The sequence below is a fragment of the Rhodococcus baikonurensis genome, from assembly GCF_040489275.1.
GTDB classification, from domain to species: domain Bacteria; phylum Actinomycetota; class Actinomycetes; order Mycobacteriales; family Mycobacteriaceae; genus Rhodococcus_F; species Rhodococcus_F baikonurensis.
In genome coordinates, this window is the sequence record NZ_JBEUOQ010000011.1 from 69,086 (window position 1) to 94,625 (window position 25,540).

Consider the following 25,540-nt stretch of genomic DNA (forward strand, 5'->3'; position numbering starts at 1 on the left):
CCTAGGGCGTGCAGAAACGAACCGCAAAGACCCTGAACAGGGGTTTTGTGCTTTATTCTGCCGATTATGTGCGAAGGATGTGGCATGTGACGGGGTCCGACATGGTCCAGTTCAGTACCTTGGTGATTGTTTCACTGCTTGTTGCTTTTTATGGTGGAACTTTTCTGATTTCTCTTCGTATTGGTAAGAAGCAGGAAAATGCCGACGGATTTATGACCGCCGGAAACAAATTAGGATTTGGTGTTTCGGCCGCGAGTATGACGGCCACCTGGATTTGGGCGTCGTCGATGTACGCATCTGCCACTTCTGGCTACACCTACGGAATCTCCGGCCCCATTCACTACGGTTTGTGGGGCGCGTTGATGATTCTCTTCATTTATCCGTTCGGCCAGCGAATTCGTAAAGTAGCGCCGAAAGCCCACACGCTGGCTGAGGTCATGTACGCGCGGCACGGACGCTCGAGTCAGCTGATGCTCGCGGGTTCCAATATAGTCGGCAGTCTCATCAGTTTGATGTCGAACTTCCTCGCTGGTGGTCTGCTGATCGCGTTGGTGTCGCCGTTCAACTTCATTCAGGGTGTGTTCATCGTTGCGCTGGGCGTTTTGCTGTACACGTTGTGGTCGGGTTTCCGTGCTTCGGTGTTGACCGACTTCGTTCAGCTGATCGGAATGCTCGGTGCGGTAGCGGTTTTGGTGCCGTTCATCTTCTTTGCGGCGGGGTTCCCGGCAGCCCTCGAATCCGGGGCAGGAAACCTTACTGCTGAGCAGGGCAACTTCTTCTCGAGCGTTGCCTTCTTCGAGCAGGGTGCGCCGTACATCGCGGCAGTTCTTGCCTACGCAATCGGCAACCAGACCATTGCCCAACGTCTGTTCGCGGTCCGCGAAGACCTGATCAAGCCCACCTTCATCACCGCAACCGTGGGATATGGCGCCACGGTCATCGGCGTCGGAATGCTGGGTGTTCTCGCGCTGTACCTCGGAATCGAGCCGATGGATGGTGACGTCAACAACCTGATTCCGCAGATGGCCGCGTCGTACCTGCCCGGAATTTTGCTGGCTGTCTTCTTTGTCATGATCATCGGCGCGCTGTCATCGACGGCAGACTCGGACCTTGCTGCGCTCTCGTCCATCGTGATGACCGACGTCTACGGCCAGGCTATCGCCGGCAAGGCTAATGCGAACCCTCGACGGATGCTGCTCATCGGCCGAGTGACGATGATTGTTGCCACGGCGGCGGCTATCTCCTTGGCAAGTCTGCAATTGAGCATTCTGGATCTGTTGGTGTTCGTCGGCGCGCTGTGGGGCGCGCTGGTGTTCCCGGTTATCGCGAGCTTCTATTGGGGAAAGGTCACCAACAAAGCCTTCACTGTGTCGGTGCTGGTGGCCCTTGCTGCCTTCTTGCCCGTCCGATTCAGTTGGGTGCCGATGGATGGGATGTTCGGGATACTCTCCGACATCGTTGCCGTTGTCGGTATCGGAGTGGTGCTGGGGCTCATGACATTTGGATTCTTCGGTCTGAAGGTTGCGCAGATCGTCGGCGGCCTGGCGATCGTGCTGTCCGCGCCGTTCGCAATCGGCTTCCTGCACGATTACCCAACGCTCAGCGGATCTTTGGTGGCCTATGCCGTCAGTACCGTCGTGTGCTTTGCGATGTCCGTCAATCAGCGTGAGACGTTCGATTTCGAACTGATCAAGCAGCGGACGGGAGACTTCGACGAGGACGAGTTTCCTGCCGTGGGAGCGTCCGGAAAGTAACCGTCGAGACAAGTGGAAGGAATACGGATGAGTACTGCTCTACTGACCATTTACGTTCTGATCTGGCCGGCGTTGGTTTTGGTCGTGCTGGGAGTTATCAGCAAGGGATTCTTCAAGGACTGGGCAACTGCTCGCCGCAACGGTGAGGATCTCGTCTAACCTTTCACGCCGCCACCGACGGACTTCTTGTCGGTGGCGGCGGTCATATTGCAATCGGGACTAGGGGCAGCGTTATAGTTGCGCAGTGCAACACGACGGAGCAATGGCGCTCACCGGTCCACCAGCCGTTCATGACGAGCTGGTGCACCTGACGCGGCAGCTGATGACGGGGGATCGGCATTCCGATGACCACCCGTCGATCGCGCAGCATTCCTTCCTCTCCTTCATCGGCCGCAACGACGGCTGCAAGGCCACGGAGATCTCCGAAGTCTTCGGCGTCAACCGCTCGACCATCTCGCGCCAAGTTCGCGGCTGCATCGAGGCAGGCTGGGTGTATGTCGATCCGGGATCCGTTCGACAGGGCAATCCGCTGCACCTCACCGAGGCGGGCCGCAAATACCTCGACGCCGCCGACGCGCGTCGGCTCGACCAAGTCGCCGGCAGGCTGCACGATTGGACCGAGTCCGAGGTCGCAGACTTCGCCCGCGCACTCCACCGCTTCAGAATCAGCATCGAATCGCAGACCAACGGAGATGACACCCTGTGAGTGAGTACAGCGCCAAAGCCCAGTTCACCATCTCCGACAATGAGTCTGTGGTGCACACCGTCTTCACTCACGCCGAGCGCACGCCAGATCTGACGGTGTTCTCCCGCCCCAAGGGCGAGGGTTGGGTAGATGTAACGGCTAAAGAGTTCGCCGAGCAGGTCACCGGCGTCGCAAACGGGCTCATCGCCGCTGGCGTGCAGGCAGGCGACCGCGTCGCACTCCTCTCTGCGACCCGATATGAGTGGACGCTCTTCGACTTCGCCATCTGGGCCGCCGGCGCCGCCACCGTCCCGATCTACGATTCGTCGTCTCAGGGCCAGGTCAGCTGGATCCTCGAAGACTCCGAGGCCGTCATCGCGATCGTCGAAACCGGCGCGCACGAGCAGCTGTTCCAGGACGCGCCAAGCTCTCTCAAGGCCGTCATGCAGATCGACGACGGAGCAGTCGAAAAGCTGACCGCACAGGGTGCCGACGTTGACGACACCGAGCTGAAGAAGCGGCTCGCGGGCATCAAGGCCGACGATCTGGCGTCACTCGTCTACACCTCCGGCACCACAGGCCGTCCCAAGGGATGCATCCTCACGCACCGCAACTTCCTGTCCGAGGTGCGCGGGATTCTCACGGCATCGATCGGCAAGGTGGCGGTTCCGGGAAACCGAGTCCTGACCTTCCTGCCGCTCGCGCACGTACTGGCCCGCGCGGTGTCCCTCGCGACGTTCGAAGCTGGTGCGTCGCAGGCGCACTGGTCCGACTTTGCCACCATCACAACTCAATTCGAGCGGTACAAGCCCAACACCATCCTCGGTGTTCCGCGTGTCTTCGAAAAAGTTCGTGACGGCGCAGCACGCAAGGCGGAATCCGGTGGAAAGATCCCCAGCGCGATCTTCGCCTTCGCCGAAGCCACCGCCAAGGAGTACAGCCAAGCCCTCGACAAGGGCGGTCCCTCGCTGATCTTGAAGGCGAAGCACGCAGTGGCAGACAAGCTCGTGTATTCGAAGCTTCGTGAGGCTCTCGGCGGCGAGTGCTGGTTCGCGATCTCCGGCGGCGGCGCCCTGACTCCTGAGCTGGGTCACTTCTTCCGTGGGCTCGGAGTTCCGATCTACGAGGGTTACGGTCTCACCGAAACCACTGCGGCGCACTGCGTCAACGTCCCGGGTGCTCAGAAGATCGGAACCGTCGGACAGCCGATGGGCGGCAACGGGGTTCGCATCGCCGAGGACGGCGAGATCGAACTCAACGGCGGGGTTGTCTTCAAGGGCTACTGGAAGAACGACAAGGCCACCGAAGAGTCGTTTGTCAACGGCTGGATGCGCACCGGGGATCTCGGTGAACTCGACAGCGACGGTTACCTTTCCATCACGGGACGCAAGAAGGATCTACTGGTGACGGCAGGCGGCAAGAACGTCTCGCCCGGCCCGATGGAAGACCGTATCCGTTCACATTCCATCGTCTCGCAGGCAGTCGTCGTCGGTGACGGGAAGACCTACATCACGGCGCTGCTGACCGTCGACCCCGAGGTGTTCGAGAAGTGGAAGTCGGAGAACGGCAAGCCTTCCGGTGCTACCGTCGCAGAACTGCGCGATGACAAGGACCTTCGCGCGGAGCTTCAGAAGGCCGTCGACGACGCCAATGCCGCTGTCTCGCATGCGGAGTCGATCAAGAAGTTCGTCATTCTGGATCGCGATCTGACCGAGGAAGACGGTGAGATGACAGCGACGCTCAAAATCAAGCGCAATGTCGTCGTCGATCGGTTCTCGAAGGAAATCGAAGGAATGTACGCGAAAAGCTAGGCGCGTTTGGGGAACTGCTCGCGGTAGGCCATCACGTCATCGAGGCGGAACCTGCGGTGGGTGCCGCGTAGTTCGATCGGGAGTTTGCCGGCGTCGGCGAGTTTGCGTACATACGTGTCCGAAACGCCGAGGATCTCTGCTGCCTGCGAGGTGGTGAGGAGTTCTGCAACTGGCCCGAGGGCGACGCTGTCCCCGGCAGCGAGGTAGGTCAGTAGCTGCACGACGGCGTCGCCGACCGACGGCGGAATCTCGATGCTCACGCCGTCGAACACCAGCGTGGTCGTGTCCGTCGAGGCTTCAGCTCTCTGGGCCAGAGCCGTCTTGATCCGCTCGGCAGCGTTGCCGTCGACTGCGGAAACTATGTGGTCGATGCTCACGCGGTATATCTCCGATCGAAGGCAGTGTTTCGCAAGCATAGACAGCGACAGTGTCCGTCGGCACGCTGGCTAGCGCCGTGTGCGTTGCATTACATGAGTGCCGTGAGTGGAAAACGATTTACCCACGTAGATCCGAATTCGAAGGTTTTGGCGCCCAAAGATATTCGATGTGACGCATACGTAACTCACCAAAATTGGTGTACCCGCAAGTAACATCCTGAGCGTGGCTAGACGATCGGTAACGGTGAGATTCGACGTAGAGGAACTGAGGGCCCTAGAGACCCTCCAAGAGCTCACGGGCGCGGACATTTCCAGCGTCATACGTGAAGCTGTGATCGAGCATGCGCGTCGATGTGTCGCACAGGGAAAGCCCCGCGGCATCGCCGAGCGACGCAAATCGCTGACCTTGCAGGAAGCCTTCGCCAAGTACTCCGCGTTGTGCACCGACGAGGAGCGGGAAGCGTCGTAGCGCTCTGTCGATGCGATGGTGACCGGTTGAGTTCACAGTGATTCTGGCTGTGGCGCTGGGTAGTTCGTTCGAGGAATATTGCAGCAACAGAAGTGTTGCGTAGACCTCTGACAGGAGCTGGCCAGTGACGGACGTCCTCGAACTCTCCACCGATGTATTGGTGATCGGTGGTGGCCCCGCCGGCGCATGGGCAGCGTTGCGTGCGGCCAAGGCCGGTGCAGACGTCGTCCTGGTCGACAAGGGTTACTGCGGAACGAGCGGCGCAACGGCCCCATCCGGAACGGGTGTTTGGTACGTCGAACCGGATACGACTGCCCGTGAGCGGGCAAAGGCCGGTCGTGAGGCGCTCGGCGGATATCTTGCCGACCACCATTGGATGGACCGCGTCCTCGAGCAGACCTACTCCAACATGGATCTCCTCGCGGTGGAGGGCAGATATCCGTTCCCCGTCGACTCCAGCACGGGCAAGCAGATACGCACCGGCTTGCAGGGGCCTGAGTACATGCGGCGGATGCGCACCTGGATTCGTCGAGCCGGGGTGCGCATCCTCGACCATTCGCCGGCGCTGGAGTTGTTGGTGGACGACGCCGGGCGAGTTCGCGGAGCTGCGGGCTACCAACGCCACGAGCACCAGGACTACCGAATCTCGGCAGGCGCCGTAGTGGTCGCCAGCGGAGGTTGTGCGTTTCTGTCCGGTGCGTTGGGGACCAACGTCGATACCGGTGACGGTGCATTGATGGCAGCCGAAGTCGGAGCGGAGTTCTCCGGCATGGAGTTCTCCAACGCGTACGGAATCGCAGCGGCCGGATCGACGATCACCAAGACGGCTTACTACGCGTACGCGACGTTCTTCCACGCCGACGGAAGCGTGCTCGAAGGTGCCGGTTCGGCGAAGGGGAGGTCCGTCATCGCCAGAACGTTGCGGAATGAGCCGGTCTTCGCGCAGATCGATCGGGCCGACGCTGAGGTGCAGCGTCGAATGAGGCTGGGGCAACCCAACTTCTTCCTGCAATTCGATCGCCGCGGAATCGATCCCTTCACCGACAAATTCGAGGTCGGCATGCTCGCTGAAGGCACGGTGCGCGGCACGGGGGGAATCAACGTCGTTGACGACGATTGCGCGTCATCCGTTCCAGGACTCTTTGCCGCCGGGGACGCTGCGACCCGAGAGCGAATCTGCGGAGGTTTTACCGGCGGGGGAAGTCACAACGCCGCGTGGGCGATGTCCTCTGGTTCATGGGCAGGAACCGGCGCTGCGCGGTATGCGCTGTCGGTCGGACGCGGGGCTACCAGTGGTCTACGCGGAGCCGGAACCGTCGCATTGCGTAATCCGGTACGAACCGGGTTTGCTGCCGACGATGTGATGAAAGCTGCTCAGGCGCAGCTGATTCCCTTCGACAAGAACTACCTCCGCAGCGGTGATCGAGTATCCGCAGCGCTCGGTGAGCTCGAATCGCTGTGGGGTGCAGTGAGTGCGGATCTGGGCGCGGATCCAGCAGGTCGGATGGCGGCGCGGCAGGCTGCCGCGATCACGGCCGTCGGTCGCTGGATGTATCACTCGACGTTGGCGCGGACCGAGACTCGGGGAATGAGCAAGCGGGACGATTATCCCGAACTCGATGTGACGCAGCACCATCACGTTCTTACCGGCGGTTTGGATTCGGTGTGGACCCGAACTTCTGAATCTGCCGGGTCTGCACTGGTGGCTTCATGATCGAGCTGGTGTCTGCGCCTGACTGCATCGGCTGCGACAAGTGCGTAGATGTTTGTCCCACAGATGTTTTCGATCGGACGCCGTCGGGCGTCCCGGTGATTGCGCGCCAATCGGATTGCCAGACCTGCTTCATGTGTGAGGCATATTGCCCGACGGATGCGCTGTATGTGCATCCGCAATCCACACCATTGGAAACGGCCGATGTGATCGAGGACGATCACATCGGCCGCTACCGAGAGAAGATCGGATGGGGCAAGGGGCGGGTACCTGGGTCGCTGACTGCGGTGGGCCCGGAGGTGCCCCGTCCGGTCACGACCTGACGAGAATCTTGACTGCAGTGTCGTTGTGCTCGATCAGAGTGGTGAACCCTTCGGAGATCAATTCTTCGAGCTGAATACGACCGGTGATGAATGGCGCCAGATCGACGACACCGTCCTGGACCATCTTGATGACCGCTTCATGGTCGCGTACGTACGCGATGGTTCCGCGTAGGTCGATCTCCTTGAGGACCAGCTTCTGCATGTCGATGGTCGCGGGTTTGCCCCAAATCGACACGTTGACAACAACTCCAGCAGGCCTGACCGTGTCGAGCATGGTGTCGAGGACCGCGTTGACGCCTGCGCATTCGAAGCCGATGTCTGCGCCGATGCCTCCGCTGAGTTCGAGGACGCGCGCTTTGACGTCTTCGGTGGTGGGATCGATGACGTAGTCGGCCACGCCACTGGAGAGGGCCTTGGCCTTGCGGGCCTCGCTGAGTTCAGTGACGATCGTCGTGACACCCAGACCCTTGAGGACTGCCGCAACGAGGAGTCCGATTGGTCCGGCTCCGCCCACGATGGCGACGTTGCCGCTTTCGGCACCACTGCGTACGACTGCGTGATGGGCGACGCTCAACGGTTCGATGAGAGCTGCCTCATCGAGCGGGATGTTGCCGATCTTGTGGATCCAGCGACGGTCGACGACGACCTTCTCACTGAGCCCGCCACCACCGCCGGCCAAGCCGATGAACCCCATCTTCGTACACAGGTGGTAGTTGCCCGCCTTGCACGGGGCGCACTCGTTGCAGACGAAGTACGGCTCGACGACAACATTTTCGCCGACCTCGACGTCCGTGACACCTTCGCCGACCTCTTCGACGGTGCCGGAGAACTCGTGGCCCATCGTGACCGGCGCATTCTCGTGTGAGAGTGGATGCGGGTGGCCCGGTGCGGAGATGAAGATCGGTCCCTCGAGGTACTCGTGGAGATCGGTGCCGCAGATTCCGCACCATGCGACCTTCAGCTTGACTGTTCCTGGCCGCAATTCGGGCTCAGGGATCTCTTCGATCCGGATGTCTTTCTGCCCGTGGAACCGTGCTGCCTTCATTGATCCGCACCTCACTTCGTTGTGAATCCCCTGGTAGATCGACGTTAGGCCGATTATCGGCGCGGGTGAAGGGTTGCAACGGAATGCAATGGGGTGGAACCGATCGGTGCTGGGGAGCGTCTAATCCTGTGAGCGGGCCGCGAACGAGGGGGAGTGCTGTGGGAGTGAGGGGTGCAGTGGTCTTGGTCGCGGCCACGCTGTTGGTTGGGGGTTGTTCCTCGACGGTCGAGGGCGAAGCTTTTCCTGTCGACGTGATTGGGATGTTCGATCCCTGTGAGGTTCTCAGCAATGAGGAATTGGAGAGAGTCGGAGTTGACCCGGCAACTATGGAGATTGACATCGTCGACACCCATATCGATGGGTTCAATATATGCAAGTGGGAAGGATCTTGGTTCTTCCTCCGTCTGACTTCCACAACACACTCGCTGGCGGACGTCGAAGCAAATCCGGTGATGCGCGATCTACATCGAATTCAAATTGGCGGCCGAGAGGTTCTGATGTTCCAGGAACACAACGACAAGGCGGACACCGCGTGCAATATCGCCTTCGCGACTGCTCAGTCCACGGCAATGATTCGAGTGGGTGCGAAAGTCGGTGACCAGCGCCCCGAAACGCCGTGTGAACTAGTTGAGCGGGTCGGCCTGACCGTGTTACCGCTGCTTCCCGAATAACGCTCGGAAGAGATTCGACTCGTAGTGAATTGGAGTATGTGATGTCCGATTTGTATCTGGAGAAGAGGGTTGCAGAGGATTTGGCGAAGGCGTGTGATGATCTAATTTCGCTGTTCAGGTCACTGTCGGACGATGCGAATTTTCTCGGTCAAGTGGGAGGCTTCGGCACTCTCGGATCGGCCCGGGCACTGCAGGTTAAGTTCGAGGAGAAAGCGGTCGGCGGCCCCGATGCGCTGGTCGATGTGCTGGCGAGTCATGTCGCGGTCGTGGAGGCGATGCAGGCTCAGTTTCAAGCCTGCATCGACAACGCATTCGATCAAGAGTCGTCGAACGTCTCGACTTTGAGGTCGATCGACCAACCGAACTGAGTCAGTGGATGTGTCGCTGCCAATCGGCTGGGACACGACCCTTAGGCCCTGGGGTCGGCTGATCTACGGGATGTGAAGTGGGTGCAGCCAATTCCGGTCCGTCGTACGCCTCGTTGGTTTCGAAGCTCCAGAACCAATCCTCGCCAGGTTCGTAGCTCTGCATGAACGGATGCTTCGTCGAGGCCGCATGCTTGCTCGCGTGCTGTGACGGCGAGGAGTCGCAACAACCGACATGACCGCACTGCGCGCATCGACGCAGGTGCACCCACCAACCACCGCTCGCATCGCATTCGACGCATCCCGCGCCACTGGGCGGGACGCTCGGATCGATCCCGGCTGGAAGTCCCTCGGTCATGGTCCACCCTCTCACTGGCTGAAGTCGGTCATTTCATCGTGCGCTTTGCGTTCTGGCCGTGCAAGGGCGACTAGTCGTCGCGCGTATCCCGCGGTGGGCCCGCGATAGGCAACAAAACTCTGAACCGGGTGTTACCGGGCTCCGACGTCACCCGCAGTTCGCCACGGTGCTTGCCAACCACAATTCGCCACGAAATATCAAGACCGAGACCGGTTCCCTCGCCAACAGGCTTAGTCGTGAAGAACGGTTCGAAGATCCTGTCGATGACGTCATCGGGAATCCCGGCACCGGTGTCGCAGATCTCGATGCACACGCGGTCGCCATCGCGGCTTGTCCGAACGGTGAGTGTTCCCGACCCGTCCATGGCAGACACCGCATTGTCGATGAGGTTGGTCCACACCTGATTGAGTTCGGCGGCGTACGCGTCGATCGGTGGCAGCGCGAGGTCGTATTCCTTGACGACTTCGATTCCGCTTCCGATCTTTTGCCCCAACATGATCAACGTGCTGTCGAGCAGTTCGTGGACGTCGATGGTCTGGAAGGGAGCGCGGTCCATCTGTGAATACTGTTTCGCCGCACCGACGAGCGTCGAGATTCTCGTTGTGGAGTCTGCGATCTCGTTCATCAGGAGTTCGGATTCGATGGTGTAATTCAGCCAGCGAATTGCGCCTTCTAGCACCGAGTCGTCTACGGCTGCAGCAACATTGTCGAGCCAAGCGGTGTCGAGACCAGCCTGCACGAAGGTCGGAGCCAGATCCCAACCCTCGCGAATCGAATGATCCTCGAACCATTCGCCCAACGAATCCTCCCGATCGGAGGCTTCGAGGGGAGTGAGTGTCGGCGCCTTGGCGACAACTTCTGCAACTTCGTCCTGAAGTCGCATGAGCGTGACGAGGGCATCTCGGTCGTAGGTGCCTGACGCGACCATTCCCAGCTTGTGACGCATGCCTGCAACACGTTCGCGCAACGACGCCGTCGCTCGAACTGCCGCGGCTGCAGGATTATTGAGCTCGTGAGTCAATCCCGCCGACAGTGATCCAAGCGCCAGCAGTCGTTCTCGTTGGTCGATGATCTGCTGGGTGTTCTTCTTGCCGAAGAAGACACCCTCGAGTAGATGGACGGCCATCGGGAACCACTCGCGCATCGCGTTGCCGAACTTGTCGGCGTCCAGGACGAAAAACGTCGAAGGAGTCGTCACTCGCATCGACCCCGCGTACACCTGCGGTACACGATCGCCGAGGTACGCCGTCCATCCTCCCGAGTAGACGCCACGCTGGGTGGTCCTGTTGATTTCGATGTCTTCGCCACCCGACAGCTTGGACAGCACCACCTCGCCCTCGATCAGGACGTAGAAGCAGGTGGCAGGCTCACCTTCGAGGTAGACCTGACCTCGATCGATCTCGGTGATATGGCCTGCCTGGCACAGTGATTCGAGCTGATCGTCGGTGAGCTTCTCGAACAGGAACAGGGTGCGAAGCAGGTCGGGGCTGCATTCAGGAATGGACATCGAATCTCCCTATTGTTGAGCGAGATAGCGGTGGACGAACATCACGGCCATCGCGCCCTCTCCGACGGCCGACGCGACGCGCTTGGCCGATTCGGCGTGTACGTCCCCGGCGACAAATACTCCGGGGACACTGGTTTCGAGATGATGTGGTGCGCGGTCGAGCGGCCACCCGTCCGGTCTGACGCCTTCGGACGGAAGGTCCGGGCCGGCAAGAACGAAGCCATTTCCGTCGCGGACCACCACGTCTCCGAGCCAGTCGGTCAGTGGAGCGGCACCGATGAAGATGAACAACCACTGAGCATCGACAGTGTCTTCTTCTCCGGTGGCTCTGTTACGCAGTGTGATTCGTTCGAGGTGGTCGTCACCCTCGGCTCCGATCACCTCCGTGCACGTGCGCACGGTGATCTTAGGATTCTTTTCGATCTGCTGAATCAGGTAGTAGGACATCGAGGCTTCGAGCGAGTTGCCGCGAATGAGAATGGTGACGGACCTAGCTCCGCGGGAGAGATAGACCGCAGCTTGGCCTGCCGAATTGGCGCCGCCGACTATGTACACATCCTGCTCGCTGCACCGTGCAGCTTCGGTGACGGCTGACCCGTAGTAGACCCCTCGGCCGGTGTATGTATCGAGCCCCGGCGCCGAAAGTTGGCGATAGGAAACACCTGTCGCCAAGATGACCGAATGAGCGTCGACCGACGAACCGTCGTCGAAACGCACTGTGCGGGCCGAGCCGTTGATTTCCAAACCGGTGACGTCGCGAGCGGTGATGACTTCGGCGCCGAACTTGGTTGCCTGGCGCCTCGCCCGATCGGCCAACTGTGCGCCGGAGACTCCGTCGGGGAAGCCGAGGTAGTTCTCGATTCGCGAGCTCTGGCCGGCCTGACCGCCTGTCGCCCGCCGTTCGATGAGAACCGTCCGAAGCCCCTCCGAAGCGCCGTACAGAGCAGCGCCCAGACCCGCAGGGCCGCCGCCGATGACAACGAGATCGTAAAAGTCTTCGGAGAGGGTGGTACTCAACCCGAGTTTGTCGGCGAGTTCGGCGTCAGTGGGCTCGACGAGGACATCCCCATTGGGTGCGATGACGACGGGAAGGCGCAGTTCGTCGGTACCGGCAGCCGAGAGCAGTCGTTGGCCTTCCGGCTCGTCCGACATGTACCAGCGATAGGCAAGTTGGTTGCGTGCCAAGAACTCTCGAACGTCGGATGATCGCTCGGACCAACGATGGCCGATCACCTTTGTTTCCTCGGCAGGGTGATGACTCGAGCTTGCCCAGGCATCGAGCAGCGCGTCGATGACGGGGTACAGCTTCTCTTCCGGCGGATCCCAGGGCTTGAGGAGGTAGTGGTCGAGGTCGACTACGTTGATGGCGTCGATCGCAGCATCGGTATCGGCGTAGGCGGTCAGCAGAACGCGCCGAGCTACGGGATACAGGTCCATTGCCTGTTCGAGGAACTCGATTCCACTCAAACCGGGCATGCGGTAGTCGGCGACGATCACAGCGACTGCATCGCCGCGAAGTTTCATTTCACGCAAGGTCTCAAGGGCCTGGTCGCCGGACTCCGCGCGAATGATTCGGTACTTCTCGCCGTACCGTTTCCGGAGGTCTCGAACGACGGCACGCGAAACACCAGGATCGTCGTCGACGCTGAGGATCGCTGGTTTGGCCGGGGCTTTCGGTGCGCTCACTCGGTGCCTTCCCGAAGTTGTAGTCAACCTCTCCAGTATGCGACTGCTGAGCTGAGCGTCAATCGCTGGCGATGCGCTCTGAGTGAACCGGGGACCGTGAACTGGGAATTTGAAGATTGCGGGAACCGATCGGGCCTCCGATGCATCCAATAGTGTGGGTCCACATCAACAAGGGGGTGACATGCGGGGGTCGGTGGGGGTTGGGCGACTGCTCATGGCTGGGATGTTGGTGTGGGCTGCGGCAGGATGCAGCTCAGTCGTGGAGGGGGCGGCTGAGCCTGCATCCGGCCAAGAGGGCTTGTTCGATCCGTGCAAGGACATTCCGGATTCGGTGTTGGAAGAAGTCGGGCTTGATCCGGCTACCGAGGAAGTTGATATTGCGGGCGTTGAGCAGCCGGGTTGGAAGATCTGTTCATGGACGGAGCCCTGGTACTACTTTTCGATCTATTCGACCGAAAGTTCCGTAGCCACCACCAAACAGAATTCGAACTACGTGGGATTCAAGCCCCTGACGATTGGCCAGCGAGAAGGCGTCGAATTCCATCTTCAGGTGGATGCCGACCTCGCCAGATGCTTCGTCGCCTTGCCTGCTGCGCATGGGGCGATTTGGCTCAGCGTCGATACCAAACTTGCTCTTGAACCCAAGGAGTCGACGTGCGAGCTCACGGAACGATACGCGAATCTGCTCGATCGACATCTCCCGAGATAAACCCGTGTTCTTCGGCTGAATTGAGGATTGAATGTCTGATATCCATACTCGGCGAACTTCAAGTGCCCACAGCATCGACCTCGACCCAAATATTGCAGCACAGCTTGCCGTCGCGTGTGAGAGGTTTCTTGCCGAGTTGCAGGATATGGCAGGCAACTTGAACAGACTGACTGCATTGGACTGCTTTGGGACGCTTCAGTCGGGAAGAGTCATGGCTGGCAAGTTTTCCCAAAAGGCCACCGGTGGTGCCGATTCACTCGAAAAGTCGCTTCTCAGTCATGCGCTTGTAATCACCGAGATGCGGGACTTCTTCCAGCAATGCGTCGATCGCTACGGCGAAGTCGACGACTCGAACGCCTCGGCACTCGCAAGTACCCAGATCCCTCGATAGACACAAAAAATCTCGCTGAGCCGATGGCATTCGGCTCAGCGAGACTTGGGTAACGACTAGCTGGTGGGCAGGGCCTTCAACGACTTGACGGTGGCGTCGACCGCGCGCGCAGCCTCGGCGCCCTTCTTCACGAAATGCGTGCTGAAGTACTCGACGTGCTCGGCGTGCTCGTGGAAGTGATGCGGCGTCAAGACTACCGAGAAGACCGGAACGTCGGTGTCGAGCTGCACGCGCATCAGACCGTCGATGACAGCCGTCGCCACGAAGTCATGCCGATAGATTCCGCCGTCGACGACCAGACCTGCGGCAACGATCGCCTGGTAGCGGCCGGTCTTGGCCAACCGCCGGGCGTGCAGCGGGATCTCGAAAGCTCCCGGTACCTCGAAGAAATCGACCGTGTCCTTGGGGTAGCCGAGCTCGACGATCGCGTCGGTGAATCCGTCGCGTGCACGGTCGACGATGTTGCGATGCCACGTCGCCTGAATGAACGCGATGCGCTGTCCCTGGATCTCACTCATAACCATGAAACTAGCGCACCGGGAAGCATCGACGCGACCACCCGTCCTAGTCCTGCTGACGGGGGAAGGCGGTCGAACGACCCCATCCGGCGTCATTGGTGAGGTGCTCGAGGAGAGGCTGAATCCGATACGGAAGGGGATTGGTCAGAGCGATGGTCGTGGTCGAATGCGTGACGCCTGGAAGCGACACGATCTGCTCGGCCAACTTCTGCAGGGCCGCGTGCGTCGACGTGGCCACGCGGACGAGCAAATCCTCGCGACCGGTCGTGGCGTGAATTTCGATCACCTCGGGCAACTCGGTCAGACTGCGAGCGACTGCGCTGATCTTGCCCTGTTCGAGCTCCAGTCCGACAAATGCCTGAATCGGGATACCGACCTCGGGGAGATTGAGATTCGGCCGAAACCCGGTGAGAAGTCCGTTGGATTCCATGCGCTTCATTCGTGACTGGACGGTGTTGCGGGCGACGCCCAACGAGTTGGCCAACTCGGCCACACTCATCCTCGAGTCCTTGCTGAGCAGTCCGAGCAACTGGACGTCGAGCTTGTCGATGCTGAGCACTTTGTGAACCTCTCCTCAGTGATTTGAGTCACTGGATGATCGAATTGACTAGTTCAAGAGATTTGCATTGACCAAATCGTAACTCAGGCAGAGCATTGGTTCCACGAATTGCTCAGCGGGATTCTCTTTGGGTTATTTGTCCCCAATAGTACCCAATGGTCATTTCGCCCCAATATTTCGACTGCGCCCCGTTTATTCTTCGGAAAGGTCTATCCCACAATGACTCTCACCGCCGAGCCCGTGAACTCCGTTGTTTCCCATGACGACACTGCGGGCGTGTTCGATCGCGCCGACTACCTGCGCGATTACCCCCACGAGCAGGTGAGCTTCTTCCAGGATCCCGCGAGCGGCCTCAAGGCCATCGTCGCCATCCACTCCACGACGCTCGGTCCCGCGCTCGGCGGAACGCGCTTCTACCCGTACTCCGACGAATCTGCCGCAGTCACAGACGTTTTGCGCCTCTCGCGCGGCATGACCTACAAGGCTGCGGTTGCCGGCGTCGACCTCGGCGGCGGCAAGGCTGTCATCATCGGCGACCCCGCAACGGCCAAGACCGACGAATTGCTCGGCGCCTACGCAAAATTCGTCCAGACCCTCGGTGGCCGCTACATCACCGCTGGTGACGTCGGAACCAACTCCAACGATCTCGACATCATCGGTCGCAACACCGACTTCGTCGTCGGCCGCAACGCTACGGTCGGCGGTTCCGGCGACAGCGCTCCGATGACGGCCCTCGGCGTATTCCAGTCGATGCGCGCCGCGGCACAGTCGCATTGGGGCACTCCGTCGCTCGCAGGTAAGACCGTTGGTGTCGAGGGCACAGGCAAGGTCGGCTACGAGCTGATCAAGCTTCTCCTCGCAGACGGCGCAACCGTGTTGGCGACTGACGTCAACGCCGGAGCGCTCGATCGCGTCAAGGCGGACTTCCCGCAGGTGAGCATCGTCGACAGCATCATCGACGCTGATCTCGACGTTTACGCACCGTGTGCGATGGGCGCAACACTCACCGACACGACCGCACGCTCGATCAAGGCCGAGGTTGTCTGCGGCGCTGCCAACAACCAGCTCACCGTGCCCGAGGTCGAGAACATCCTCCGCGACCGCGGCATCACCTGGACCCCCGATTACGTCGCCAACGGCGGCGGCCTCATCCAGGTTGCCGGCGAGCTGAAGGGCAACTCGGCCGAAGAGGTCAAGCTCAAGGTCGAGAAGATCTTCGACACGGTCACCGAGATCTTCGCGAAGTCGAAGAACGACGGAATCCTCGCCGGCGAGGCTGCTGACGCGGTCGCCGAGGCTCGGATCGCCGAGGCAGCTCGCGTCGCCAAGGGCTGACATCCCTCTCGCAGTCATGTAGCGCGGCCGGTCCCGACTAGTGTGGACACCAGACAAGCAGATTTTGCAGATCTGGACCACATCAGCCGGTAGACCGGCCGCTATGCGTCGGACGCCGGAAGGGCTTACATGACTGAACAATTCGCTGTGTGGACCGAGAACGATGCCGAGCAATCGGCCCGTTGGGGTTCGACGAGCAATGCCCCGGCGCCCAAGCGCATCGTCGTCGCCGACGACACGATGAAGGCCGACGACGCCTATCGCCTGGCGTGCGAAGGCACGGCGTTGCTGTGGCGCGGAGACTTTCAGAACGCTCGCCAACTGACGAAGGCCGTTGCGTCGCGCATCGACCGCAAGCCGCGCCGAGCGTCCGACGATCCCGCCAAAGCTTTCCACCTCCACCGGCAGACCCAAGGACGTCGCGCGCAGATTCTCGGCATGCTGCTCATTCCCTTGGACGCCGATCTGTCGATTCCACTCCGGCGTGCCCCGGACGCGCAAATAGCGTTGACCGAGGCGTTCGGGATCACCGGTGAGCCGTCGGTTCGCTCGTTGCGAGACATCCTCGGCGCAATCGGCGCTCACGAGTGGCATCGCAAAGGTGTTTTCATCGAGGCGCTCGACGCACGAATTCATCCCGCTTTCGGTGTGTTCTCGCCCGTCCGCGGCGAGTATGTCGACCTTGTCGCGTCTGCGCCGCTGCCGTCGACGGATTCCGCATTCGACATCGGCACCGGTACCGGCGTTCTTGCTGCCGTCCTGGCGCGGCGCGGGGTCAAGACAGTGACGGCCACCGACCAGGACGCCCGGGCATTGCAATGCGCGCGCACCAACCTGTCGCGGCTTGGCTACGGCGATCAGGTGAACGTGGTGGAAGCAGACCTCTTTCCCGAAGGCACCGCTCCGTTGGTGGTCTGCAATCCTCCCTGGATTCCGGCCAAGGCCACCTCGCCCATCGAATACGCCGTCTACGACCCCGCTGGAGCGATGCTGAAGGGCTTCCTGACTGGTGTCGCAGCGCATCTGGACGACGGGGGAGAAGCGTGGCTGATCCTCTCGGACATTGCCGAACACCTCGGTCTCCGAACGCGATCCGAACTGCACGATCTGATCGCGGCCGGTGGGCTCACTGTTGTCGACCGCATGGACGTCAAACCGACGCACGCAAAGGTCAGTGACCGAACCGATGCGCTTCACGCTGCCCGGGCACGCGAAACGACGTCGCTCTGGCGGCTTCGCCGTCGTTGAACTCATTCTCAGTCAACGGCATTTCCTTGCTATGAAATGGTAATGAACGAGTAACAAATCGGGTCTAGTTTTCTTCGCAGTCGCACATCGTCACGCACTCCGGAGGAAACTCGATGGAAAACACGCTTGCCCGCAACGCAGCCGAAGACCTGACGAAAGGTCTTGGCCGACGCGGATTCATGAGGGCAGTCGCGGCTCTCGGTGCGGGAGTAGGCGTTGCCGGTGTGGCTTCGGGGTGCGCGCACTCCAACGCGTCGCCAGCTGGATCATCCTCCTCTGCACTGCCGTTCGCCGATGGTGTGCCGATTCTGCAACCGGGCAGTGGAAACGTCAGCGGCGACCACTATCTGAGTTCGGATCCGTCGGACGTCATGTGGGGCTACGTGCCCAACGTCCACACCCGCGAAGTGATGCGGATGAAGTCGGGCCAGACCGTCACCATCGACGCCCTCTCGCACGAGGGAATCCTCGAGGATCAAGGGCGCAATCCCCTCGAATACTTCGGCAGCAAGGGCGTTTCCGAGAAGGACGTGCTCGAGGATGCGATTGCCGTTGCGGCCGAATACAACCGAACCGAACGGAACTTCGACAAGGACGGCCCACATGTCGTCACCGGCCCGGTCTTCGTCGAAGGCGCACAGCCTGGAGACGTACTCAAGATCGAGACACTCGAAGCGATTCCCCGAGTGCCGTACGGGGTTGTGTCGAGCAGGCACGGCAAGGGCGCTCTTGCTGTCACGGCAGACGGAACCGCTCCCGCGGGAATCACTCTGGACGAAGTCATGCCGCCGGTCGCCACGGACGGGCGGGCGACGAAGGATCCGTTGAAGTACGGAGGGGTCTCCACTTTCACCGCGATCGAAGACGGCAAGGGTGTGATGCCCTTCGGCGAGTCCAAGGTGCGGTTTCCCTTGCGGCCCTTCATGGGAATGATGGGAGTTGCCTATTCCACGGATGCCGATCCGACATCCCCGTCGTCGAACTCCATTCCTCCGACGCTGGGCGGCGGAAACATCGACATCAGGCATCTCGGTGTCGGATCAACTTTCTATCTGCCGGTCTTTGCCGAAGGTGCCCTGTTCTACGTCGGTGACCCACACATGGCCATGGGTGACGGCGAGGCCGCGTTGACCGCGATGGAAGGTTCGCTGCGCGGCACGTTCCGACTCAGTGTGTGCAAGAGGGATTCCGGCGACGCCCCATCTGTGGCATTTGGATACCCGTTCGCCGAAACCGAGGAGGCCTGGATTCCGATCGGCTTGTCCGACCCCAACGGTTCGGTCGATGGCCAGAACAGTGACCTCAACGGAGCCATGCGACGTGCGGTGGTCAACGCACTCGACTTCCTCGAGCATGATCGCGGAATGGATCGAGCGACGGCCTACGCCTATCTTTCTGCCGCAGCGGATTTCACGGTCTCACAGGTAGTCGATCGAACCGTGGGCGTCCACGGCCAGATCTTCAAATCCCACTTCGAATAGTGGGAAACGCGATCTGTCGTGTCAGGACGGATCGTCGAAGAGACTCTGTTGCAAGGGGTCGGCAAACAAGCCCATTTGCTCAGGTTGCGGCTTGGCCGGCGTCTCGGTTCGAGAATTGGGCAGGACCACCAGTCGCAAAGCCCCACGCAAACGGTCGACCATGAGTTCCCACCCACCGACCTGATCTTCGTAGCCCGCGGCTTCTTCGGCATCTCCGCGGCTGTGGGCGTCGACGGCCTGACTACGCAGCTGAATCTGCCATTCGTTACTGATGTGGAGGAGCTGAAGAATCAGATCGCGATCGCGACCGCAGACATCGGCTACCGCATCGAGATCCTCGGCCACATCCAGATCGAGGTGCAGCAGGGTCTCGAGTTCGGGAGGCAGGTCCTCGGCCGTCAGATCGGGCTGCAGCGAGGAGGAATCACCGCTCTTGTTCGCGAAGAAGAGGTCTCCTCCGACGCGGGCGGCGAACTCGTCGTCCACGGTACGCAGGAACGACGTCAGGGCCGCGCACGTATCCGTGAGTTGCTTGGGAACGAATGGCGAACCCGCCACCTCGAGGAACACCGACAGACGGTCGTCGATCAAGACGAACTTGATGCGTGACCACTTGCGGTTGAGATCGGCGATCACCTCGGCTGCACGAGTGCGGTTGCTGATGTCCTGAACGAGCGGGGAGAACAACTGCACGTCCATGGACTCGGACAGGGGACCGACGAACATGACAGTCGAACCGACACGAATGGGTATGTCGCCGTCGCTGTCCCGCTCGGGAAGAGTGCCGAGCATGGGAAGCAATGCGAGAGTGACCAACTCCTTGAGGTGGTCGACATCGTTGGGCATGTAGGCCGCAGTGGGGTCCAATGTCGGAAGTTCTGTCGACTCGACGACCGACGGATCGAAATCCGGAGTCTGCTCGTTGCCGGTGAGATCGCTGGATAGAAAAGCCGGGTGCTGCACACCGAACACATCACGGAATGCAGCGACAGTCATCGCTGCGAGCTGATCGGCCCAGTTCTGCGCCTTGTCGACGCAGAAGGCGGGGGAGTTGTTCGGATCCTCCAGATTCTCGGAAGGCGGATTCCAGCCGAGTGCAATCAACTTTTGTTCGTCGGCATCTTCGAGTCGATAGCGCGGATGAAGGAAGTCGTTGGAAGGAACCTCGCAGCGGACTGTGTTCTCGTCCCACACGAGGAACTGAACACATGGCGCTGCGCCGTCAGCTGGATCGAAGTCGCCGGTGGACGATTCCACGGCAAGCACGTCGCCGTCGACCATGATGGAAATGTGATCGCCGAGGCGACGTTGAAATTCTGCCCATGCCCGGTCGACACTGACATCGAGATCGAAGCCCATTGCGCTCATCAGTCACCTCCTTCCGCAAAAGCTCAGACCTATACGGTATCCCGAGGCTCCGACAATGCTGCTGTCCTTTTCCGGTCGACCGGATTGCAGCGGACCACGAACCGTGACGACGAGGAAGGTAGTCGCAGGTAGATCGGTTATTCGAGAGCGGCGACTGAAGTGTGCCTGTAACCGCCGTCACGCCAGGTGGTGTGCGGGCGAAAGAGCGAGGGTTATCCGGCGAGAACGGGCGAGACCTCGACGACGGGCGGCGTGGATCCGGTCGTGACAACGGGGGTGGCGCTGGTCTTGGTGGTTGTGGCCGTCGCGGTCGGTGACGAGGTCGCGGTAGCCGACGCAGTTGTCGTGGATGAGACGGGTGTTGTCGTACTGGTGGCCGTCGTAGTCGAGGTGGCGGAGCTCGTGCTTGTCGCGGTCACCACAAGCGGCTGATTACGAGGAGCAGTCGTCTCGTCGGCGATTCGCCAGGTCGGCGTCGGCGGGATGACAACCGTGGGGACTGCAACCGAGCTGTAGAACGCGGCCGGTTCGATCCCGGCGACGGACTCCACGGAAACCGACGAGACCAGAGTGGGAGGCTTCACCACAGGGCCGCCGGCACCGAATGCGCCGGCTGCTCCGCCGAACACGAGGCCTGATGTCAGAGAGAGAGCGGCCACTGCGACAGCGCCGATCATGACTGTTCTGTCTTTCATGCACACCTGTCCTTCGGGAGCAGTACGGAAGTACTGTAGGCGAAAAGATGCCGCAATGGAGTATCAGGGCCTGCTGGGCGGGACGCGAATCTGTGTGGCGTAGAACACAAAAGGCCCTGGGTGCCGACGCGGACGTCGGCACCCAGGGCCAGGTCAAGCAGTGAATCAGGCGGGGATCGTCAGCACCTGACCGGCGTTGATGAGATCCGGGTTCGGGATGCCGTTTGCATCCGCGATGCGCTGGTACTGGTTGCCGTCACCGTAGAAACGCTCTGCGATCGCCCACAGGGTGTCGCCGCTTTCGACGGTGTAGCTCTGCGCTGCCGGAGCTGCGGGTGCAGGCTCGGGCTCGGGTACCGGAGCGGGCTCCGGGGCAGCCTCGGCGGCCGGGGCCTCGATTGCGGTGTCCGAAGACCACAGAGCATTTCCACCGGCGGACAGAACGACGTTGCGATCGTCCTGAACCGAGAGGGAGGCACCGTCGTTGCCTGCGGTCTGCGATGCCCACACGGCGTCGGAGTCCTTGTAGATGACGAAGTTTCCGTCAGCCTGAACCTCGGCGCGGTTGGCGCCGGATCCGTTGGTGCCTGCGGCCCAAACAGCCTGTCCGCCCTCGGACAGAACCAGGTTGCCGTCGTCCTGCAAGGTGAGGGTGTACGCGCCGTTGTCGGACTTGAGTTCCTGGCCGACTCCGAGGCTCTGACCTGACTGCAGTGTGCTCACGCTGTCCCTTTCCAAATCTGTTGCGATGACTGTGCCTCCACGATCCCGCTTTACCGTCCAGTTACCTTCTGGCCGTTGGTCTCGTAGGCGACCGAGTGTACGTTACCGAAGAGTACGGAGAATTGTGCAGCGTTCACGGACTGCGTGTCGAGCGTTCGGATCTTGCTGATATTAAGGAGTTTTGAGCGAAAGTGCCGCGACATCCTACGTGAAGTTGCACCGTTGCGATGCACTTTCTCTTGAACGGCAGGTGAAATCGGCGCGTTCTCAGCGCATTGTCAGTAACCGTTACGGCCGCATCGATTTGCGAGTCTCGTCGTGGAGCACGGCGAGCAGCTCACGCTCGACCTCGGCGAACTCGGGCGTGGTGATCATGTCCAATTCGCGTGGCCTCGGCAAGGGAACGTCGACGACGCATCTGACCGTTGCCGGACGCGCAGACAGAACAACCACGCGGTCGGACAGATAGATCGCTTCACGAATATCGTGGGTGATCATCAGAACGGTCCACCGGTACTGCTGCCACACGTCTTGTAGCCAAGCCTGCATCTCGGTGCGGGTCAACGAGTCCAGCGCGCCGAACGGCTCGTCGAGCAACAGGACCGGCTTGCCCTGAACAACGGTGCGCAGCATTGCCGCTCGCTGGCGCATGCCACCAGACAGCTGTGACGGGCGGGCGTCCTCGAATCCGGTCAGGCCGAACGCGGGGAACAACTCCCGAGCGCGCTCGCGTGCGTCCTTCTTTGAGACTCCCTGGACTTCCAAACCGAGGGCCGTGTTGTCCAATACCGAGCGCCAAGGAAACAGAAGGTCCTTCTGCGGCATGTACGCGGTGTGCACCTCGGTGGCTGCTTCGGATTCCGTTGCGCGCGTGCCGACACGGACCGAACCCGAGGTCGGGGATTCGAGCCCGGCCAGGACGTTGAAGATCGTGCTCTTGCCGCAGCCGCTCGGCCCGATCACCGACACGAACTCGCCCGCGTCGGCGCGGAAGGACACCGAATCGAGTACGAGACGTGATTCTCCGGCCGTGTCGAACCTCTTGGTCAGGTCCTGGATTTCGACCATTGCATCCTCGACCATCGGGTCAGTCATGTCCGCGACCTTTCGTTCATCGCCCATGGTGCAACGATGCGCTCGATGGCGAACGTCAGCAAGTACAGCGTGACGCTGATCAACGCGGTCACCAGTACGGCCGCCAACACCAGATCGGTGCGGAAGGAGTTCTTCTGGGTGCTCATGTAAATGCCCAAACCGGAAGTTGCGCCGACGTATTCGGAGAACACCGCACCCACGACCGCATAAGTGATGCCGATGCGCAGGGCGGTGAAGAATCGCGGAATCGCCGAAGGAAGGCGGACGTAGCGGAACTCCTGCCAGCGAGTGCTACCCATACTGCGCAGGAGAGCGCCCGCTTCCCGGTCGGCCGCGGCAAATCCCTCGATGAGTCCGATGGTCATGGGGAAGAACGTCGCAAGTGCGATCACCAACACCTTCGGCAGCAACCCGAAGCCGAACCAGATGATCATCAGTGGCGCGATGGCGATGATCGGCAGCGTCTGCGAGACGACGAAAAGTGGTACCAGCGCGCGTGACAACCACGGCGAAAAGTCCACGACCACAGCAAGAATCCAGGCCAACACCAATGAAACGGTGAAGCCGACCAACGTGACCTGCAATGTCGACCAGGCGTGGTCGGCGATGATCTCGCGGTTGTCCCAACCCTGGGAAACAACGCGACCCGGAGACGGGAGTACTTGCGGCCGAATCCCACTGATCTCGACGTAGATCTGCCACGCCGCCACGAGGAGCACCACCACGGCGAGCGCGGGAAGCGCCCGCCGCGTGGTCGAGACCAATCGCCCGCTCACGTCAGGACGCGTCGAGATACTCATTGGTGAAGTACTCCGACCAGTCCGGCTTCTGGGTCAACGGCTTCCCATCCGGTCCGGCGAGCAACCCGTTGTCGAAGAGGAATCCCGAGTAGCCCGACCAGGTTTCGAGATTCTGGGCGCCCACGACGCCGTTGGCGTCTTTCATGTAGTCGGCGGCGAGCATCCGCTGGCTCTCACGGACGAGGTCTTCGTCGGTGAATGCTCCGGGATTCGCGTCGATGAGGTCCTGGGCGGCCTGGTCCGGGTTGTCGGCAGCAGTCTGATAACCGCGTTGAACGGCCTTGACGAACTTGCGTGCCTCGTCGGGATGGTCCTTCAACCACTGCTGGTTGCCGTTGATCACGATCGAATACGCATCGGGGAAGCCGTAATCGGTGTACTGGAAGTACCGCATCGGAGTTCCGTTTCGCTCCGCTTCGAGGCCTTCCCAAGCAAAGTAGGAGACGGTGAAGTCTGCCTGGCCCGAGTACACGGCTTCGTACGCGGACGTTCCGAGGGTGACCGTCGTGAAGTTCCCGGTTCCGCCGTCGTTGCGGATGATCTGCTGCAGCGTCTCGACTTCACCCGGATCGCCGAACCCGGCGTACGTCTTTCCGTCGAGATCACGCGGACGCGTGATGTCCGCACGATCCGCCTTCACGCCGATGCCGGTGGCGCGGTGCTGAAGTGGCGCGATGACGGACGTCGTGGCGGCGCCGGCCGCACGGGCGAACGTGGCCTGACTCTGTGTGCTGATGCCGAACTCCGCGTTACCGGCGTCGACGAGGGTGTCGGGCGAGGTGTTGTTGTACGGCAGGATCGAGACGTCCAGACCGGCGTCCTCGAAGTAGCCCTCTTGGAGGGCAACGTACAAACCGGTGTGGTTCGTGTTCGGTGTCCAGTCGAGTGCGAACCGAATGGTCCCGTCGGAAGAGCCGGTGTCAGAGGCGCATCCGGTCAGAACCGTGAATGCGGCTGCGATCGCGGCAGAGGTGGCAAGCGTGCGGCGTAGCGCCGCAAACGACATCACGACGCCGGCCAAGGCTGCTGGTGGAGTGCGGAATCCCAGAACATCAGCTCGTAGCGACTGGCCATGCGGAACGCTTCACTCATCGCCTCTCGCTCTGTCTCGGTGGCAGCTTCAGCCGCAACATCGACCAGTACGCGAGCCTGCGCCACCGACTCGTGGAATTCGGGTGCGTCGTAGGTCGTGACCCACTGTGCGTACGGATGCGACGGATCGGCGTCGAGTACCTCGCGCGCTGAAGCGGCAAGATCGCGGCCGACCTCGGCGTAGATCCAGAAGCAGGGGAGTACTGCCGCTGCGGAGACCGGGTAAGGCGCCGTTGCCGCAGTCGCCGTCAGATACGAGACGTATCCCAGGCAGGCCTGCGAATGCTCCAGCCGCTGCGAACCGGGTGGAAGAATTCCACCAGTCAGCAAACCGTCGTGAAGCGCAGATTCCACCGTCGCTGCCGTGGACGCGGAATTCGACCAGAAGCCCGCGGCCTGCGGATCCGGGGCGTGGGCCGCGACCAGGGACAACGCTTTCGAATATCCCTCGAGATAGAGCTTGTCCTGCTCGATGTACGTGCGGAACGCGTCGAGAGGCAACGTTCCGTCGCCGAGGCGGCGGAGGAACTCGAGCGAGTCGATCGACTCGCGGAGGACCTTCGTCTCGGCCCAGAGTCGATCGGTGAACCGATCCGTCGACGGCGCTGTGGCCACCGAGTTTTCGGCAGAATTGTATGCAGGCTGCGTAGTAGCCATGACATCCCTTCGTCAGCATTACCTGATCAGGTTCCCGGGTGTGTTCTCAGCCCCGCCCATGCGGAGCACCCCGTGTCAGAACTAGGCGACCTTAACACCGAGGGATT

Annotated in this window: 28 protein-coding genes and 1 riboswitch; of the genes, 14 read left to right on the forward strand and 14 right to left on the reverse strand. The window is 61.0% G+C overall.

All coding sequences use genetic code 11. The features are described 5' to 3' along the window. Positions 1 to 101: 101 nt before the first annotated feature. From ABWI03_RS23410 to ABWI03_RS23425, 4 genes are all read left to right on the forward strand, one after another. Positions 102 to 1,754 (forward strand): sodium:solute symporter family protein, encoded by a 1,653-nt coding sequence (locus ABWI03_RS23410; protein WP_298773164.1) that lies wholly within the window; start codon positions 102 to 104, stop codon positions 1,752 to 1,754. Positions 1,755 to 1,781: 27 nt separating this feature from the next. Continuing rightward, positions 1,782 to 1,913 carry a putative transporter small subunit gene (locus tag ABWI03_RS23415; RefSeq protein ID WP_003941363.1) on the forward strand — a complete coding sequence of 44 codons (132 nt, stop codon included), beginning with the start codon at positions 1,782 to 1,784 and terminating at the stop codon, positions 1,911 to 1,913. Positions 1,914 to 2,016: 103 nt separating this feature from the next. Next, positions 2,017 to 2,460 carry a MarR family winged helix-turn-helix transcriptional regulator gene (locus ABWI03_RS23420; RefSeq protein ID WP_298773007.1) on the forward strand — a complete coding sequence of 148 codons (444 nt, stop codon included), beginning with the start codon at positions 2,017 to 2,019 and terminating at the stop codon, positions 2,458 to 2,460. Next, a complete protein-coding gene (locus ABWI03_RS23425) occupies positions 2,457 to 4,250 on the forward strand; it encodes an AMP-dependent synthetase/ligase (RefSeq protein WP_298773009.1) in 1,794 nt (597 codons plus the stop codon). Before ABWI03_RS23420 ends, ABWI03_RS23425 begins: the two co-directional genes overlap by 4 nt. Here ABWI03_RS23425 and ABWI03_RS23430 read toward each other — a convergent pair. Continuing rightward, positions 4,247 to 4,627 carry a helix-turn-helix domain-containing protein gene (locus ABWI03_RS23430; RefSeq protein ID WP_298773012.1) on the reverse strand — a complete coding sequence of 127 codons (381 nt, stop codon included), beginning with the start codon at positions 4,625 to 4,627 and terminating at the stop codon, positions 4,247 to 4,249. The two genes, ABWI03_RS23425 and ABWI03_RS23430, sit on opposite strands and share 4 nt — an antisense overlap. A gap of 223 nt (positions 4,628 to 4,850) precedes the next feature. On the opposite strand from ABWI03_RS23430, the gene ABWI03_RS23435 reads away from it, so the two are divergent. The 3 genes from ABWI03_RS23435 to ABWI03_RS23445 all read left to right on the forward strand — a co-directional run bounded on the left by ABWI03_RS23435 (position 4,851) and on the right by ABWI03_RS23445 (position 7,130). After that, positions 4,851 to 5,096, forward strand: coding sequence for a hypothetical protein (locus ABWI03_RS23435; protein WP_298773015.1), 246 nt, complete (start codon positions 4,851 to 4,853; stop codon positions 5,094 to 5,096). Between the two features lie 124 nt (positions 5,097 to 5,220). Next, the gene (locus ABWI03_RS23440) at positions 5,221 to 6,810 is read left to right on the forward strand and encodes an FAD-dependent oxidoreductase (protein WP_298773016.1); all 1,590 of its coding nucleotides are present in this window, start codon (positions 5,221 to 5,223) and stop codon (positions 6,808 to 6,810) included. After that, positions 6,807 to 7,130 carry a 4Fe-4S dicluster domain-containing protein gene (locus tag ABWI03_RS23445; RefSeq protein ID WP_298773018.1) on the forward strand — a complete coding sequence of 108 codons (324 nt, stop codon included), beginning with the start codon at positions 6,807 to 6,809 and terminating at the stop codon, positions 7,128 to 7,130. The genes ABWI03_RS23440 and ABWI03_RS23445 overlap by 4 nt, the downstream gene beginning before the upstream one ends. Here ABWI03_RS23445 and ABWI03_RS23450 read toward each other — a convergent pair. Continuing rightward, entirely contained in the window at positions 7,120 to 8,175 is a 1,056-nt protein-coding gene (locus tag ABWI03_RS23450) for a 2,3-butanediol dehydrogenase (RefSeq protein WP_003941279.1), read from the reverse strand. The genes ABWI03_RS23445 and ABWI03_RS23450 overlap by 11 nt on opposite strands. Before the next feature lie 176 nt (positions 8,176 to 8,351). Here ABWI03_RS23450 and ABWI03_RS23455 point away from each other — a divergent pair, with 176 nt between their 5' ends. After that, the gene (locus ABWI03_RS23455) at positions 8,352 to 8,846 is read left to right on the forward strand and encodes a DUF3558 family protein (RefSeq protein ID WP_298773020.1); all 495 of its coding nucleotides are present in this window, start codon (positions 8,352 to 8,354) and stop codon (positions 8,844 to 8,846) included. Positions 8,847 to 8,884: 38 nt separating this feature from the next. After that, positions 8,885 to 9,214: a hypothetical protein gene (locus ABWI03_RS23460; RefSeq protein ID WP_353802424.1), complete on the forward strand. Its 330-nt coding sequence runs from the start codon at positions 8,885 to 8,887 to the stop codon at positions 9,212 to 9,214. Position 9,215: 1 nt separating this feature from the next. On the opposite strand, the gene ABWI03_RS23465 is transcribed toward ABWI03_RS23460, so the two are convergent. From ABWI03_RS23465 to ABWI03_RS23475, 3 genes are all read right to left on the reverse strand, one after another. Further along, positions 9,216 to 9,569, reverse strand: a complete 354-nt coding sequence (locus tag ABWI03_RS23465; RefSeq protein ID WP_298773028.1) for a UBP-type zinc finger domain-containing protein — start codon at positions 9,567 to 9,569, stop codon at positions 9,216 to 9,218. Between the two features lie 70 nt (positions 9,570 to 9,639). Next, positions 9,640 to 11,076, reverse strand: a complete 1,437-nt coding sequence (locus ABWI03_RS23470; RefSeq protein ID WP_124569519.1) for an ATP-binding protein — start codon at positions 11,074 to 11,076, stop codon at positions 9,640 to 9,642. 9 nt (positions 11,077 to 11,085) lie between these two features. Then, positions 11,086 to 12,762, reverse strand: a complete 1,677-nt coding sequence (locus ABWI03_RS23475) for an NAD(P)/FAD-dependent oxidoreductase (RefSeq protein ID WP_298773032.1) — start codon at positions 12,760 to 12,762, stop codon at positions 11,086 to 11,088. 181 nt (positions 12,763 to 12,943) lie between these two features. Between ABWI03_RS23475 and ABWI03_RS23480 the strand changes: the two genes are divergently transcribed. Continuing rightward, positions 12,944 to 13,471 (forward strand): DUF3558 domain-containing protein, encoded by a 528-nt coding sequence (locus ABWI03_RS23480; RefSeq protein WP_353798885.1) that lies wholly within the window; start codon positions 12,944 to 12,946, stop codon positions 13,469 to 13,471. Between the two features lie 31 nt (positions 13,472 to 13,502). After that, the gene (locus ABWI03_RS23485; RefSeq protein WP_298773033.1) at positions 13,503 to 13,862 is read left to right on the forward strand and encodes a hypothetical protein; all 360 of its coding nucleotides are present in this window, start codon (positions 13,503 to 13,505) and stop codon (positions 13,860 to 13,862) included. A gap of 56 nt (positions 13,863 to 13,918) precedes the next feature. Here the strand turns inward: ABWI03_RS23485 and ABWI03_RS23490 are convergent, their stop codons facing one another. After that, positions 13,919 to 14,380, reverse strand: a complete 462-nt coding sequence (locus ABWI03_RS23490) for a 6,7-dimethyl-8-ribityllumazine synthase (RefSeq protein ID WP_070797143.1) — start codon at positions 14,378 to 14,380, stop codon at positions 13,919 to 13,921. Positions 14,381 to 14,426: 46 nt separating this feature from the next. Beyond that, on the reverse strand, positions 14,427 to 14,939 hold the full coding sequence (locus ABWI03_RS23495) for an Lrp/AsnC family transcriptional regulator (RefSeq protein WP_003941343.1): 513 nt from the start codon (positions 14,937 to 14,939) through the stop codon (positions 14,427 to 14,429). A gap of 219 nt (positions 14,940 to 15,158) precedes the next feature. Here ABWI03_RS23495 and ABWI03_RS23500 point away from each other — a divergent pair, with 219 nt between their 5' ends. The 3 genes from ABWI03_RS23500 (at position 15,159) to ABWI03_RS23510 (ending at position 19,003) form a co-directional block, all read left to right on the forward strand. Continuing rightward, positions 15,159 to 16,274 (forward strand): Glu/Leu/Phe/Val family dehydrogenase, encoded by a 1,116-nt coding sequence (locus ABWI03_RS23500; protein WP_060938982.1) that lies wholly within the window; start codon positions 15,159 to 15,161, stop codon positions 16,272 to 16,274. 129 nt (positions 16,275 to 16,403) lie between these two features. Beyond that, complete coding sequence (locus ABWI03_RS23505; RefSeq protein ID WP_353798887.1) at positions 16,404 to 17,522, forward strand: methyltransferase; 1,119 nt, start codon at positions 16,404 to 16,406, stop codon at positions 17,520 to 17,522. Positions 17,523 to 17,635: 113 nt separating this feature from the next. Beyond that, positions 17,636 to 19,003: an acetamidase/formamidase family protein gene (locus tag ABWI03_RS23510; RefSeq protein WP_298773043.1), complete on the forward strand. Its 1,368-nt coding sequence runs from the start codon at positions 17,636 to 17,638 to the stop codon at positions 19,001 to 19,003. Between the two features lie 21 nt (positions 19,004 to 19,024). Here ABWI03_RS23510 and ABWI03_RS23515 read toward each other — a convergent pair whose 3' ends face one another. From ABWI03_RS23515 to ABWI03_RS23545, 7 genes are all read right to left on the reverse strand, one after another. Then, positions 19,025 to 20,371 (reverse strand): T3SS (YopN, CesT) and YbjN peptide-binding chaperone 1, encoded by a 1,347-nt coding sequence (locus tag ABWI03_RS23515; protein WP_042923120.1) that lies wholly within the window; start codon positions 20,369 to 20,371, stop codon positions 19,025 to 19,027. Positions 20,372 to 20,583: 212 nt separating this feature from the next. Then, positions 20,584 to 21,066: a hypothetical protein gene (locus ABWI03_RS23520; protein ID WP_298773048.1), complete on the reverse strand. Its 483-nt coding sequence runs from the start codon at positions 21,064 to 21,066 to the stop codon at positions 20,584 to 20,586. A gap of 165 nt (positions 21,067 to 21,231) precedes the next feature. Then, positions 21,232 to 21,789 (reverse strand): LysM peptidoglycan-binding domain-containing protein, encoded by a 558-nt coding sequence (locus tag ABWI03_RS23525; protein ID WP_298773050.1) that lies wholly within the window; start codon positions 21,787 to 21,789, stop codon positions 21,232 to 21,234. A gap of 288 nt (positions 21,790 to 22,077) precedes the next feature. Next, positions 22,078 to 22,872, reverse strand: a complete 795-nt coding sequence (locus tag ABWI03_RS23530; protein ID WP_124569552.1) for an ABC transporter ATP-binding protein — start codon at positions 22,870 to 22,872, stop codon at positions 22,078 to 22,080. 8 nt (positions 22,873 to 22,880) lie between these two features. Beyond that, on the reverse strand, positions 22,881 to 23,684 hold the full coding sequence (locus ABWI03_RS23535; protein ID WP_298773052.1) for an ABC transporter permease: 804 nt from the start codon (positions 23,682 to 23,684) through the stop codon (positions 22,881 to 22,883). After that, positions 23,662 to 24,690, reverse strand: coding sequence for an ABC transporter substrate-binding protein (locus tag ABWI03_RS23540; RefSeq protein WP_095971618.1), 1,029 nt, complete (start codon positions 24,688 to 24,690; stop codon positions 23,662 to 23,664). Before ABWI03_RS23540 ends, ABWI03_RS23535 begins: the two co-directional genes overlap by 23 nt. Beyond that, the gene (locus ABWI03_RS23545; protein ID WP_298773054.1) at positions 24,690 to 25,433 is read right to left on the reverse strand and encodes a TenA family protein; all 744 of its coding nucleotides are present in this window, start codon (positions 25,431 to 25,433) and stop codon (positions 24,690 to 24,692) included. The genes ABWI03_RS23540 and ABWI03_RS23545 overlap by 1 nt, the downstream gene beginning before the upstream one ends. Beyond that, a riboswitch (TPP riboswitch) is annotated at positions 25,421 to 25,516 on the reverse strand. Its footprint overlaps the gene before it by 13 nt. Positions 25,517 to 25,540: the final 24 nt, after the last annotated feature.

Coding starts and splice junctions, on each gene's coding strand:
- ABWI03_RS23410 (WP_298773164.1), top strand. CDS start 102: ATGGTCCAGTTCAGTACCTTGGTGATTGTTTCACTGCTTGTTGCTTTT.
- ABWI03_RS23415 (WP_003941363.1), top strand. CDS start 1,782: ATGAGTACTGCTCTACTGACCATTTACGTTCTGATCTGGCCGGCGTTG.
- ABWI03_RS23420 (WP_298773007.1), top strand. CDS start 2,017: ATGGCGCTCACCGGTCCACCAGCCGTTCATGACGAGCTGGTGCACCTG.
- ABWI03_RS23445 (WP_298773018.1), top strand. CDS start 6,807: ATGATCGAGCTGGTGTCTGCGCCTGACTGCATCGGCTGCGACAAGTGC.
- ABWI03_RS23450 (WP_003941279.1), bottom strand. CDS start 8,175: ATGAAGGCAGCACGGTTCCACGGGCAGAAAGACATCCGGATCGAAGAG.
- ABWI03_RS23465 (WP_298773028.1), bottom strand. CDS start 9,569: ATGACCGAGGGACTTCCAGCCGGGATCGATCCGAGCGTCCCGCCCAGT.
- ABWI03_RS23470 (WP_124569519.1), bottom strand. CDS start 11,076: ATGTCCATTCCTGAATGCAGCCCCGACCTGCTTCGCACCCTGTTCCTG.
- ABWI03_RS23480 (WP_353798885.1), top strand. CDS start 12,944: ATGCGGGGGTCGGTGGGGGTTGGGCGACTGCTCATGGCTGGGATGTTG.
- ABWI03_RS23485 (WP_298773033.1), top strand. CDS start 13,503: ATGTCTGATATCCATACTCGGCGAACTTCAAGTGCCCACAGCATCGAC.
- ABWI03_RS23490 (WP_070797143.1), bottom strand. CDS start 14,380: ATGAGTGAGATCCAGGGACAGCGCATCGCGTTCATTCAGGCGACGTGG.
- ABWI03_RS23500 (WP_060938982.1), top strand. CDS start 15,159: ATGACTCTCACCGCCGAGCCCGTGAACTCCGTTGTTTCCCATGACGAC.
- ABWI03_RS23505 (WP_353798887.1), top strand. CDS start 16,404: ATGACTGAACAATTCGCTGTGTGGACCGAGAACGATGCCGAGCAATCG.
- ABWI03_RS23510 (WP_298773043.1), top strand. CDS start 17,636: ATGGAAAACACGCTTGCCCGCAACGCAGCCGAAGACCTGACGAAAGGT.
- ABWI03_RS23515 (WP_042923120.1), bottom strand. CDS start 20,371: ATGAGCGCAATGGGCTTCGATCTCGATGTCAGTGTCGACCGGGCATGG.
- ABWI03_RS23520 (WP_298773048.1), bottom strand. CDS start 21,066: ATGAAAGACAGAACAGTCATGATCGGCGCTGTCGCAGTGGCCGCTCTC.
- ABWI03_RS23530 (WP_124569552.1), bottom strand. CDS start 22,872: ATGGTCGAGGATGCAATGGTCGAAATCCAGGACCTGACCAAGAGGTTC.
- ABWI03_RS23535 (WP_298773052.1), bottom strand. CDS start 23,684: ATGAGTATCTCGACGCGTCCTGACGTGAGCGGGCGATTGGTCTCGACC.
- ABWI03_RS23540 (WP_095971618.1), bottom strand. CDS start 24,690: ATGTCGTTTGCGGCGCTACGCCGCACGCTTGCCACCTCTGCCGCGATC.
- ABWI03_RS23545 (WP_298773054.1), bottom strand. CDS start 25,433: ATGGCTACTACGCAGCCTGCATACAATTCTGCCGAAAACTCGGTGGCC.